The 11,996-nt window shown below is 56.4% G+C and carries 12 protein-coding genes; 9 read left to right on the top strand and 3 right to left on the bottom strand.

Annotation, left to right across the window (positions count from 1 at the left end; all coding sequences use genetic code 11):
* Positions 1-23 precede the first annotated feature (23 nt).
* Genes PTT45_RS19545 through PTT45_RS19565 form a run of 5 tightly spaced genes read left to right on the top strand, consistent with a single transcriptional unit; the run spans position 24 to position 6,148 of the window.
* Complete coding sequence (locus tag PTT45_RS19545) at positions 24-857, top strand: methyltransferase domain-containing protein (protein WP_273815597.1); 834 nt, start codon at positions 24-26, stop codon at positions 855-857.
* Positions 854-1,975 (top strand): acyltransferase family protein, encoded by a 1,122-nt coding sequence (locus PTT45_RS19550; protein WP_273815598.1) that lies wholly within the window; start codon positions 854-856, stop codon positions 1,973-1,975. Before PTT45_RS19545 ends, PTT45_RS19550 begins: the two co-directional genes overlap by 4 nt.
* A 7-nt stretch (positions 1,976-1,982) precedes the next feature.
* Complete coding sequence (locus tag PTT45_RS19555; protein WP_273815599.1) at positions 1,983-3,413, top strand: hypothetical protein; 1,431 nt, start codon at positions 1,983-1,985, stop codon at positions 3,411-3,413.
* Positions 3,403-4,596, top strand: a complete 1,194-nt coding sequence (locus PTT45_RS19560) for an acyltransferase family protein (RefSeq protein WP_273815600.1) — start codon at positions 3,403-3,405, stop codon at positions 4,594-4,596. Before PTT45_RS19555 ends, PTT45_RS19560 begins: the two co-directional genes overlap by 11 nt.
* Positions 4,597-4,600: 4 nt before the next feature.
* The gene (locus tag PTT45_RS19565) at positions 4,601-6,148 is read left to right on the top strand and encodes a hypothetical protein (protein WP_273815601.1); all 1,548 of its coding nucleotides are present in this window, start codon (positions 4,601-4,603) and stop codon (positions 6,146-6,148) included.
* A 194-nt stretch (positions 6,149-6,342) separates the two neighbouring features.
* On the opposite strand, the gene PTT45_RS19570 is transcribed toward PTT45_RS19565, so the two are convergent.
* From PTT45_RS19570 to PTT45_RS19580, 3 genes are read right to left on the bottom strand one after another with little or no spacing between them, the layout of a single operon-like run.
* Positions 6,343-7,080 carry an SDR family oxidoreductase gene (locus tag PTT45_RS19570; protein ID WP_273815602.1) on the bottom strand — a complete coding sequence of 246 codons (738 nt, stop codon included), beginning with the start codon at positions 7,078-7,080 and terminating at the stop codon, positions 6,343-6,345.
* A gap of 1 nt (position 7,081) precedes the next feature.
* A complete protein-coding gene (locus PTT45_RS19575) occupies positions 7,082-8,380 on the bottom strand; it encodes an FAD-binding oxidoreductase (protein WP_273815603.1) in 1,299 nt (432 codons plus the stop codon).
* Positions 8,380-8,784, bottom strand: coding sequence for a GtrA family protein (locus PTT45_RS19580; protein ID WP_273816041.1), 405 nt, complete (start codon positions 8,782-8,784; stop codon positions 8,380-8,382). The genes PTT45_RS19575 and PTT45_RS19580 overlap by 1 nt, the downstream gene beginning before the upstream one ends.
* A 29-nt stretch (positions 8,785-8,813) precedes the next feature.
* On the opposite strand from PTT45_RS19580, the gene PTT45_RS19585 reads away from it, so the two are divergent.
* The 4 genes from PTT45_RS19585 to gmd are packed head-to-tail and all read left to right on the top strand — an operon-like array spanning position 8,814 to position 11,992.
* Positions 8,814-9,692, top strand: a complete 879-nt coding sequence (locus PTT45_RS19585; protein WP_273815604.1) for a decaprenyl-phosphate phosphoribosyltransferase — start codon at positions 8,814-8,816, stop codon at positions 9,690-9,692.
* Positions 9,692-10,111, top strand: coding sequence for a divergent PAP2 family protein (locus PTT45_RS19590; protein WP_273815605.1), 420 nt, complete (start codon positions 9,692-9,694; stop codon positions 10,109-10,111). Before PTT45_RS19585 ends, PTT45_RS19590 begins: the two co-directional genes overlap by 1 nt.
* Before the next feature lie 4 nt (positions 10,112-10,115).
* Positions 10,116-11,024, top strand: a complete 909-nt coding sequence (locus PTT45_RS19595) for a GDP-mannose 4,6-dehydratase (RefSeq protein WP_273815606.1) — start codon at positions 10,116-10,118, stop codon at positions 11,022-11,024.
* Positions 11,021-11,992, top strand: a complete 972-nt coding sequence (gene gmd, locus PTT45_RS19600; protein ID WP_273815607.1) for a GDP-mannose 4,6-dehydratase — start codon at positions 11,021-11,023, stop codon at positions 11,990-11,992. Before PTT45_RS19595 ends, gmd begins: the two co-directional genes overlap by 4 nt.
* Positions 11,993-11,996 lie beyond the last annotated feature (4 nt).

Consider the following 11,996-nt stretch of genomic DNA (forward strand, 5'->3'; position numbering starts at 1 on the left):
ACAAATAGATAATGAGGACTCCCATGCTGGGATTGCTGAAGCGAATCGGACGTCGGGTACTTGGAACCCCTGTGCAACCTGAACGCCCCCAGGTGGCGGATGACCCAACGCTGACCGACGCCCATCTGAGTGGCTGGTTTCATCGTGAAAGCCAGGAGCTTTTCGAGGGGTTCCCGATAGCCGCTGAAGATAGCGTGCTGGACATTGGTTGTGGCGATGGCACTTTCGTACGCTTTTGTGCCGAGTTCGGTGCTGAAGTTATCTTCGCCGACATCGACGGGGAGAAGATCGCTGGGGTCGAGCGCTCGTTGCAGGGCTCGCGTGCACGTGGCGTTGTGCCGTTGGTGACCGACGCTAACCCGCTGCCGTTGCCAGATGCGCGTGTCAGTAAGGTAGTAGCCATGGAGGTGCTGGAGCACGTGGAGGATCCGGCGCAGTTCGTGAGGGAGCTGGTACGTGTCGGCAAGCCTGGCGCGCAGTACCTGATCACGGTTCCGGATGCGCTGGCCGAGAACGTACAGAAAAACCTGGCTCCCGCTTCTTACTTCGAGCGGCCCAACCATATTCGTGTCTTCCAGCGTGACGAGTTCGAGAAGCTGCTCACCGATGCTGGTCTGATCGTCGAGAAGCGTGCCTATTACGGCTTCTACTGGTCCATCTGGTGGTTCTTCTTCTGGGCGTGCAAGCAGGAGCTGTCGCCGCCATGGCATCCGCTGCTCGAGACCTGGCAGCGTACGTGGGGCATCCTGCTTTCTACTCCGGATGGTCCACGCATCAAGAAGGCGCTGGACGAGGCGATGCCTAAGAGCCAAGCGATCATCGCCCGCAAGCCTTCTTCCCCACCTACCGGGCAATGAGCAACCGCATAGCCGACATTGAAATGCTGCGCGGTTTTGCCGTGCTGTTCGTGGTTATCCATCACGCCAATGGTGCTCTGTTCACTTGGAGCAGTTCGGCGATGTCGCATTTCTACAGCTACTTCTGTGGAGGCGTCGGTGTCGATCTGTTCTTCGCTATTTCTGGCTTTGTAATCGCCCGGGACTTGATACCGCGTCTGCGTGAAAGTCAGAGCGGTAAGGTGGCTCGAGCCATCACGCTGGCCTTCTGGGTGCGTAGGGCATGGCGCTTGTGGCCATCCGCCTGGCTATGGCTGGGCGTTATCTTGCTTGCCAGTATTTGGTTCAACTCAACAGAGGCGTTCGGCAGCTTCCAGACCAATCTTGAGGCCACCTTTGCTGGGGTGCTGCAGATAGCCAATCTGCGATTCGCTGATAGCTTCATGCGCTATTTCTATGGTGCCAGTTTTCCGTATTGGAGTTTGTCACTGGAAGAGCAATTCTATTTCCTGCTTCCGCTGGTAGTGTTGATTGCTCGGCGTTACTTGGTTTGGGTATTGCTCGCGCTGGTACTGTTGCAGTTCTTCCAGCAGCGTTCATTGATCATGCTGATGTTCCGTACGGACGCCATTGCACTTGGAGTGTTGCTCGCGCTCTGGTCCGCACATCCGTCTTATCAGGCGTTTAAGCCGACTCGGCTGGCCCGTAATGGACTGGGCATGCTGGCGTTGTTCAGCATGCTGTTATGCATAGCGGCTCTCGGATCAGAATGGCTCAGCACTATCCATTTCAATTATGGAATCATCGCTGTCGTTTCGGCTGCCTTGGTTTGGGTAGCTTCATACGATGCTGATCTGCTTTTTCCAAACGGGTTGTTCAAGAACCTGATGATTTGGCTGGGGACGCGCTCCTACGCCATTTATCTGGTACATATTCCGGCATTTTTCTTCGCGCGGGAGCTTTACCATCGGCTAGCCCCTGCATCGCTGGGCCCCGATGAAAATATGTTTTGGCCTTTGTTGATTATGGCTGGCGCTCTGATCCTGCTCTTGAGCGATTTGAATTATCGCTTTGTAGAAATTCCCCTCAGGGCGCGCGGGGTTACCTTGGCCAATAAGATTCTTAAGAAAGCATCGTGAGTGAAAAATGCTGAATGCCCTGAAGTCGCGAGAGAATATTTTCAGCATCTGCTGCATGCTCTTTTTTGTTTCAGGTGTGCTGTTCGTCCGATTGGCAATGGGCATGGAGTTCCCCATTCCCTGGAATGACGAGACAGCTTTCATCTCGCAGGCATTCGAGTTCAGTCGCACCGGCAGCTTCTATGTCTACGGGCTGAACAGTGACCGTGTGGTGATGTGGATGCCGCCGGGTTTCATGTTGCTGCTGGCAGGCATATATAAAGTCTTTGGTTACAGCTTTGAGGTGTCACGCTGGGTATCCAGTGTTCTCTACCTCGGTCTCGGTATGGTTGCTCTGCTGGTCGTGCGGGCCAGCTTGTGCGGTTGGCGACGCCAACTGGGCATCCTGCTGATGCTCGTGGCTTTTCTCTCGCCCTATGCGCTGGTCATCGCCAATGTCGGGCGGATGGAGTCGCTCTATAGCCTGCTCTTCATGCTGTCGTTGCTGGCTGCGTTAAAGCGTCAATATGTTCTGGGGCTGGCTCTGGTGCTGTTCTCGGCCACCGTGCACTTCAATGCGGTGTACTTCTTGCTGCCCTACGCCGTATTGGTCGGCTGGAAGATCGTTCGGCGCGAGAGTTTGACTGTTGGTTCTTGGGAGTTGCTTGCACTGGTGCTTGCAGCCGTCGCGCTAGGTGGGTACGGCCTGTTCGTACTCAAGAACATCGCAGGCTTCCTCGAGGACATGCGCTTTCAGTTCGCCTTCAAGCTGGGCTCTTCCGTCATGGGTGGAGCGTCCGGTTGGGCGCTGTTGGCGGTCTGCTTCTGTATTCCTGTGCTGCAGTTGGCTGTACACCGACGATTCGCGACAGAAGTTCTGCTTTCGTTATATGGCATAGCCTTTATCGCGATGGCTCTGAACGGCCATAGCATGTGGTACTACTGCGCTTTCAATTTTGGATTCTGGCTGCTGATTCTCGGCATCTTGGCGAGCGGCAATGCGCTGGCAAAGCCGATCACTCGTGGTGCGAGTCTAGTCGTAGCGCTGCTGTTGTTCGGCCAGCTCTGTTACTACGGGTATCGCAGTACACCGGAACTGGACCCCTTGAAGCCCTCCCTGGGCAAGCTCGCACGCGACTTCTTGCCGGAGGGGGAGATCGACAAAGTCAGAACCTTCGTCAGAGCGCTGCCGCCAGGTGCTACGGTCTCTTTTGGTTACTCGGGCGTGGAGCCGTACTTCTTTGCCGACTTCGCCAGATCAGGGGCGCTCTGGACCGGCTCGGCGCATAGCGTGACCCAGGTATTTCCTGCTCGCGCTGTGGACTATAGGGTGTTGTGTGACAGCGTCATGTTCCCAGCTTATCTCTCGATCTATGACTGGGATGGCTTTCCTCGCAAAAGTCAGGACAGTGGCTGCAATATCACTCGCCTGAGCAAGGAAGATAAGCGTGAGCCGTGACGCGAAAAATCTGGAGATCGAGCAGCTGAGAGCGGTGTCGATCTGCCTGGTACTGGTTGCCCATGTCATTCTGCTCTCTCCTTTCATTGCCGAACGCATGATGCCGCTGTTTCGGTATGCCAGCTTTGGTGTCGGAGTAGATCTGTTCTTCTGCATCTCCGGCTATGTAGTTGCCAAAAGCTACTGCGATTATTTCGATCGTCACCGCGCCAATGGCTCGTTTTGGCTGGCTGCTCGAGCATTCTGGCTACGTCGCTGTTATCGCCTGCTCCCCTCGGCCTGGTTGTGGGTCTTGATTGGCATACTTTGCGCCGTCGTTTTCAACCGAACTGGCGTATTCATGGATCTTGAGCAGAACCTGAAAAGCGCCCTGGCCATCTTCAGCTTCTCGGCGAACATCGCGCACATGTATGGCTGGCTGGCCCCAAACAACGTGTACTGGAGTCTGTCGCTGGAGGAGCAGTTCTACTTTGTGCTGCCGCTGTTCCTGCTGCTGATTACAGGCAGGCGTGCCAGGATCGCAGCACTTCTGCTGGTAGTCGCGATCCAGTTCCCGCTCGCCCGTAATCCATTCGGCGATATGACTTCGCAATATCTCGCCTCATTTCGTATCGACGGCTTCGCCTGGGGAATTCTGGTTTTCCTGTTGTCCCGCAGCATCTGGTACAAGCGCCTGGAGCCTTGCATCCTTGCTCGACGCCCCGTAGCGCTGCTGGTCACGCTGTTGCTGTTTGGTCTGTTGATTACCGTCCCCGCGTTGTTTTTCACATGGTCGGTAAACATGGGCCTGTTGGCGATGATTGCCGCCATGCTCGTCTGGTTGGCCTCTTATGGGCGGGGCTACCTTTTTGGCTACCAGGCATTGACCGGCATCTTGTCGTGGCTCGGGGCCCGGTCCTATGGGATCTACCTGATTCACCTGCCGGTATTTCGCATCACCCATGAAGGTGTGACTCGCTATCTGGAAGCTACCGGCCAGGCCTATACGGTCGAGATTGTTCCGTTGCTGCTGCTCGTGGCGGGCGTGCTCATCGTGGTGCTGGCGGAGCTCAATTTCCGCTATGTAGAAGAGCCTTTGAGGCGTGTCGGTGCCGAGCGTGCCAGGCGCAAGCTGGCGGCACTGGCAGCTGAAGAAAGGGCTTTCCCCGCACTAAATCAGGACAAGGCAAGGAACACTGCTTAAACCCATGAATATGCCTTCCGTATTTCAGCGTCCATCCAAGGCGTTTGCTCTCACCCTCCTTGTGCTGGGCGGCCTGTTGTGTTTGTACGGCTATGAGTTCCTTCAACCCACGATCCAGATCGACGACGCTTACATCAGCTACAGGTATGCCCAGAACCTCGTCGATGGCCATGGCCTGGTTTACAACGTAGGCGAGCGGGTGGAGGGCTATACCAATCTCCTGTGGACCTTGCTGGTGGCTGGCGGGGTCGCGTTTGGAGGAAGTGCTTCCCTGGTGGGCCATTGGCTGGGTTTCGTCTCGGGCGTGTTCTTGTTGCTGGCCACCTTTTTTTACAGTCGTTGCTTGCTGCCCAGGGAAATGCAGTGGCTCGCTCTGGGTGCCCCGATATTGCTCTATGCGAGCAATAGTTTTGCTGCCTGGACGATTTCTGGTCTGGAGACGCCGCTCTTTGCAGCATTTGTGACTGCCGCAATGGTGGCCTTTGTGGTCGGGCGCATTGGCTGGGTATTGGCTTTCTGTGTCCTGGCTAGCCTGACTCGCCCGGAAGGTGCATTGCTGGCTGCGTTGTTGCTCGGTATCGACTGGCTGGCGCAACTGATTGCCCTGCGCCCCAGGCGTCTTACGGAGCTGCTACGACTCTCGCTGCCCTGTTTGGCCTACGCACTGTTCATCGCCGGACTCACGGCGTTCCGTGTCATCTACTACGGCGATGCCCTGCCCAACACCTTCTACGCCAAGACTGGCGGCATCCCGCTGAACTACGGGCCAGCCTATCTGTATCGTTTTCTCATCGATGGCGCGATCTTTTTGCTGGTACCGGCACTCGTAGCCTTGCGCTGCAGGGCCTATCGCATGGGATTCGCATTCTTCGTGCTGATTGCGCTTTATCTGATAGTCGTAGGGGGGGATGTATTCTCCCATGGCCGCTTCCTATTGCCTGTGCTACCAATTTTGATTGCCGGGGCACTGCTGGGCATTGCTGAGCTCAGTAAAGCTTCCAACAAGGTCGGCTTAGTGGCAGCTCTCGTGCTTCCTGCCTTCGTGCTGTGTTCGCTATACAGTCTGTGGCCCCGCAATACCGATTTCTCCTCAACGCTTGAGGTTACATCCGCCTTCCCGCTTTCCGCTAAACGCGAGAGCGTGAAGGTGCCGAGCCTGCCGCTATCCGAACCATTCTTCGAGGCTCAGGTCGCCAAGCTGCGTCAGCTCGACCCGCCTGCCAAGCTAATAGCGGCGATAGGTATTGGCCAGATGGGGTATTTCGGTCGGGAAATGACAATTATCGATTTGGTGGGGCTGACAGATCGCCATATCGCTAGAAGTGCAGAGCAGATTGAGGGCTCGCTAATGATTCCGGGTCACCAGAAATCTGATGCTAACTATGTGTTGTCGCGTCGCCCGGATGTCATCTACATCCCAAAGTTGGGAGAGGCTGCATTGATCCCAACCTTGCTGAGCTTGCATCGTGATCCGCGCCTATCCGAGGAGTACCAGTGGGATGATGATCTAGCGGCATATGTGCGCCGCCCCGAGCTGCGGCGGGTGCCCTAGGGGTTCGCCGCGTAGCGGCAGATCGAGGCTGGCTTCCCGTTGGGTTTGAGTTCTTTATTGGCTATACCGGTAAATCGGCATGCCGCGCTCATGCCGAAGTAGCGACGCGAGACTGCTGGGCGCCTCAAGATAGACTGCCAGCAGTGTTCTGCTGCAGAAGATAGCCTGGCTGGAAGCGGTTTAGTGAAGCGCGCTCAAAGCGACAGCCTTTTGAAGATCGCTTCCGGAACAGACCTGATGATCAACATGATCAGCTGCCAGAAACCTGGGGTGTAGATAACGTCACGACGTTTGTCGAGCGCGCTCAGGATGTCGCCTGCCACCTTCTCCGGGCTGGCCCACAGCGGCCCCTTGGGGAAGGCTGCGGTCATTGGCGTGTCGACGAATCCCGGCTTGATCGTCAGCACCTGCACACCGCTCCGGTTCAGGCGATTACGTAGCCCCTGCAGGAACAGGCTCAAGGCACCCTTGGCCGTGCCGTACACATAGTTCGACTGACGACCTCGATCACCTGCTACCGAGCTGATCACGGCGATGCTGCCGTGCCCTTGTCGTTCGAAGTGGTTCGCTAGGCGAGTCAGCAGTGCGATGACGCTGAGTGCATTGGTCTGCAGCTCCTGCAATGTTGACTCGACGCTGCTTTCGCAGGCCTTCTGATCACCCAGCGTGCCATGTGCTATGAGGACCATGTCCAGCCCACTCAGGGTGTCCATTGCCTCGCTCAGTAGGCGCTCATGATCGTGCAAGGCATTGGCATCGAATACGGCACCCTGCGCGTTGCCAGCACCGCGCACGCGCAGATCCTTAAGCAGCGAGTCGAGACGCTCCGCATTGCGCGCCAACAGGAAAAGATGGTCACCGCGGCTGGCAAAGCCACGAGCAGTGGCCTCGGCAATTGCGGAGGTGGCGCCAATGATCAGAACCTTTTTCATGTCATTCATCCAGGCCGAGACGACGAGACTGCAGCGAAGCAAAGCGACCCAGGGCTCCCACGGAGGCGCGCACGGATTGGAATTGCTGCCAGTTGGGATAGCTGCGTTTGAAGGTGGTGGAGCTCATGCGTGCGTCCTTGGTGAGATAGAGGCGGCCACCATGGTCGAGCACCATGGCATCCAGTTCATCAAGCAGCGGCAGTAGGTTCGGCTCCATCTTGAAGTCGAGCGCCAGGGTGTATCCCTCTATCGGGAAGGACAGCAGGTTGTTGTTACCTGGGCCGAAGGCCTTGAGTACGGCGAGAAAGGAGCCGCGACGGGAGGCGGCAATGCGCTGAAGAATGGCATGTAGTCCATCTCGACCGGCCTCGCGAGGGAGGACGAACTGGTACTGGATAAAGCCTTCTTGTCCGTAGAGCCGATTCCAGTGGTGTATGCCATCGAGTGGATAGAAAAAACTCTCGTATGAGACTCGCTGGCGGCTCTCGGCTTGTCGGACGCGATTGTAGTAAAGGGAGTTGAAGGCCTGCATTGAGTAGCGATTGAGCAGGAGGCTCGGCATATCTATTGGAATGCTAAGCGCCGCTTTCTTTGGCAGTTGCAGATTGCCCTCTGGAGAGTGTTCGCCCAGCATCAGCAACGAGCGTCCTAGAGCGGCACCTTGGGCAAGGCAGTCGATCCAGGCCACAGAGTAGGTGCTCGCATGGTGGCGCTCGAATAGCTCCAGGGCCTCGTCGAGATTGGCCGCCTTGTGCGTGGTTTGATCGATATGGGCGCTGGCGATTCTTTTGAGGCGTAAAGTCGCAGTGAGGATCACCCCGGTAAGGCCCATGCCGCCACAGGTGGCCCGGAACAGCTCGGTTCGCTCGGAGTGCGAGCAAAGAACGCGGCTGCCGTCGGCTAACAACAGTTCAATTCGTTCCAGGCAGTTACTGAAGCAACCATCGAGGTGATGGTTTTTGCCGTGCACGTCACTGGCAATGGCGCCGCCTACGCTGACGAAGCGTGTTCCTGGGGTCACTGGTAGGAACCAGCCGCGTGGAACGAAAACGGCCAGGATATCGCTGAGACTGGTTCCTGCTTGGCAGTGCAGTAGCCCACTATCTTCATCGAAGGTCAGCAGATGCTGACAGTGGCGTGTCTCCAGTGTGATGGGGGCTAAGGCGCTGTCGCCGTAGCTGCGGCCATACCCTCTCGGGATCAGGGGGCGGTCCAGCATCCCTTGGATGTCGCTGATGGTCGTTGGCCACAGCGTTTGGCCTTCAATCCGTGGGTAGCGCCCCCAGCCTTCTAGCTTCATTAGTCGCTCTCGCCCACGCGGAACACATAGCGTTTATCCAGCTTGTACTTGGCCAGATAACCTATCGCCAACCCGATGACTCCCCCGACATAGCGCAGGGTGTCGGTCTGGAATATGAGATGGAAGGTGAACTCGAAGCCCCAGAAGATCACCGTCGTAAAAACGCCCATCAGGCTGTAAAGCAGGAAAATTCGGCCATCGTGCGCCATGTTGTCGGCTTTGAAACAAAAGATATAGCGTTTATCGAGGACATATTTGACAATCAGGCCCGCCCCAGTGCCCACCAAGACTGACAGGAAAATGTCGTAAGGGCCCCCATAGGCAAACAAGAAGGCATCCTGTGCGGCGATATTGCAAATGGTCGCTAACGCCGCCAGCAAGGCGTAGATCGCCGCCAACTTCATAATAATCACAGCCATCCGGGGAAAATGGCATGCATGCTAACGCAGCGCCGCGCAGCACTCTAGCGCGTCTTCAAGGATTGTTCGTTCTGCTACGGCCACGTCAGTGGGTCAAGAATGTGTTTGTACTGGCCCCTCTTTTATTTACCGGTCAGTTCATCCATTCGGGCGCTATTGTCGACAGCCTGTTCGCCATGGCGATCTTTTGCCTGGCTTCTTCTGCCTGCTATATCGTCAACGATCTTCACGATATCGAACGGGACCGGCGGCACCCCAAGAAATCACTAAGCCGACCGCTGGCTTCTGGATTGGTCCCTATTCCATTGGCACTGGCGGCTCTGGCTCTGCTCTACCTGTTGTTGATCCTCAGTTGGTGGTCATTTCCCAGGGTTCTGCCCGTGATTGCCGGCTATCTCCTGATCAATCTTGCATACACCTTTGTTCTGAAGCATCAGCCGGTAATCGACATCTTCACTGTGGCTACTGGATTTGTCTTGCGTGTCTATGCGGGAGCAATGGCGCTCAATGTGCCGGTTTCCGCTTGGATGTTTGTCACTACGCTCTGCCTGGCTCTCTATCTGGCTGCGGTCAAGCGTCGCCAGGAACTGGCCAGCCATGGTGGCGGCAGTCGCGAAGTGCTGGATCACTACACCCCTGCACTCATTGACCGCTACGCGGAAATGGCTGCTACCGGGGCGCTGCTTTTCTATAGTCTGTTCGTCATGCAGACACGCCCGGAGTTGGTGCTGACCATCCCCTTGGTGTTGTTCGGACTCTATCGCTACTGGTTCATCGTTGAGGCGCGCGATGAGGGCGAATCACCCACAGATGCACTGCTCGGTGACTGGCAGCTCCAGGTGACGGTTCTTATCTGGTGTGCTGCTTGCGCCCATGCGTTGTGGCCGAACTGATGGATATCTCATATCTGATCACGCCTTTTGCAGCCTGGTTAATTGCAGGCTGCAGCAAGTTCGCTATCAATAGCTTGCGAGCTCGACGTTTGGCATTCGACCTGATTGGTTATGGTGGTATGCCGAGCAATCACAGCGCCATTGTTGGCAGCATGGCAGCCCTGATTGCCTTGCGAGAAGGTATTGATACTCCTGCTTTTGGCGTTGCCCTCACACTCGCTTATATCGTTCTCCTTGATGCCAATAGCCTGAGGCGTCAGGTGGGTTTGCAAGCCGAGCGGCTGAACTTGCTATCGGTAGGAGCCCACCCACTGCGTGAACGTGTCGGACATAGCCGTCTGGAAATCGCAGCTGGGTTATTGGTAGGGGGGGCGGTGGCCTGGTTGGTCGATTTCCACTCTGTCCTGCTTGGAGCCTGATGCCATGCCCAGAAAAATACTGGTAACCGGCCTCAGCGGCTTCGTGGGTCAACAGCTACAACAGCATCCGCAGATTGCTACATGGCATTTGCTCGATAACAACCGGCTGGAACTGCTCGACCCGGCGTCCTTGGCGGAAATGCTGCAGAAGGATCGTCCGGATGCGGTCATTCATCTGGCTGGGCAGACCTTTGTGCCAGAAGCATTCCGGGCCCCGCAGCAGACTTTCGAGGTCAACCTGCTAGGGACGCTCAATCTGTTGCAGGCTCTTAAACAGTCCGGTTTTTGTGGCAGCTTCCTGTATGTCAGCTCAGGGGATGTTTATGGTCAGGTTGACGAGGAGGATCTGCCAATTTGTGAGACCTTGCTTCCTCGGCCACGGAACCCCTATGCCGTAAGTAAAGTTGCCGCTGAACTGCTCTGCCTGCAGTGGAGCTATCTGGAGCCTTGGCGCATCATGGTTGCGCGACCTTTCAACCATATAGGCCCTGGGCAGCGCTCGGACTTCGTCATTCCGGGAGTGGCCAGGCAGCTGGCCCGGATTCGACTGGGGCTACAGACGCCACGTATCGAGGTCGGGGACGTCGACGTTACCCGCGATTTTCTTGATGTCCGCGATGTACTGGACGCCTATTTCCACCTGCTTGATCGTGGGCGGAATGGCGAGATTTACAACGTTTGCTCTGGGATGGAATATCGCGTTCGCGACTTGATTGAGCAGATGGTGAACATCGCAGGCGTTGAGGTGGAGCTTGTTCAGGACCCGGCGCGCCTGCGCCCCAGTGAGCAGCGCCGAGTGGCCGGGAGCTCCTGGAAACTACAACAACAGACCGGATGGAAATCCGGCATTTCAATCACGGAAACCCTGAAGAGTGTTCTCTCTGACTGGGAAGCAAGAGTAGTAGAAGAATGAAAAAATCTGCTTTGATCACGGGTGTTACGGGCCAGGATGGCGCATACCTGGCCAAATTGCTGCTTGGAAAGGGCTATGAGGTGCACGGGCTGGTAGCACGCCGCAGCAGCGATACTCGCTGGCGTCTGCGAGAGTTGGGCATTGAGGGTGAGATTCGCTACTTGGAAGGCGATTTGGCCGATGCCTGCTCGATTCAGCGTGCCGTGATCAAGGCTAAACCTCAGGAAATCTACAACCTTGGCGCACAGAGCTTTGTCGGTAGCTCGTGGGATCAGCCGGTTATCACCGGTGTGGTCGATGGTCTGGGCGTCACCCACCTGTTAGAGGCTATTCGGCAGTTCAGCCCGGAAACCCGCTTCTACCAAGCATCTACCAGTGAAATGTTCGGCCTGATCCAGGCTGAACGCCAGGACGAGAACACGCCTTTCTACCCTCGTAGCCCATATGGCGTGGCGAAGCTCTACGGTCACTGGATTACTGTCAATTACCGCGAAAGTTTCAACCTGCACGCCTCCAGCGGCATTCTGTTCAACCATGAGTCGCCTCTGCGGGGCATCGAGTTCGTGACGCGCAAGGTCACGGACGCTGTTGCACGCATCAAGCTTGGCAAGCAGCGAGAGTTGCGCCTGGGTAACATCGATGCCAAGCGCGACTGGGGATTCGCAGGTGATTACGTCGAAGCCATGTGGCTGATGCTGCAACAGGATAGACCTGACGATTACGTGGTCGCGACCGGGGTTACTACTACGGTGCGTGATATGTGCAAGTTGGCGTTCGAGCATGTGGGCCTCAGCTATGAGGAGCATGTGGTTATCGATCCTCAGTTCTTCCGTCCTGCCGAAGTAGAAATCCTGTTGGGCAATCCTGCTAAGGCCGAGCGTCAGCTCGCATGGAAGCCGAAGACCAGCCTCGCCGAACTGATTCAGATGATGGTTGACGCTGACCTGCAGCGTGTCGGTCGGGAGTAAGTAG

Origin of the sequence: Pseudomonas sp. Gutcm_11s (assembly GCF_028649395.1) — a bacterium.
GTDB lineage: Bacteria > Pseudomonadota > Gammaproteobacteria > Pseudomonadales > Pseudomonadaceae > Aquipseudomonas.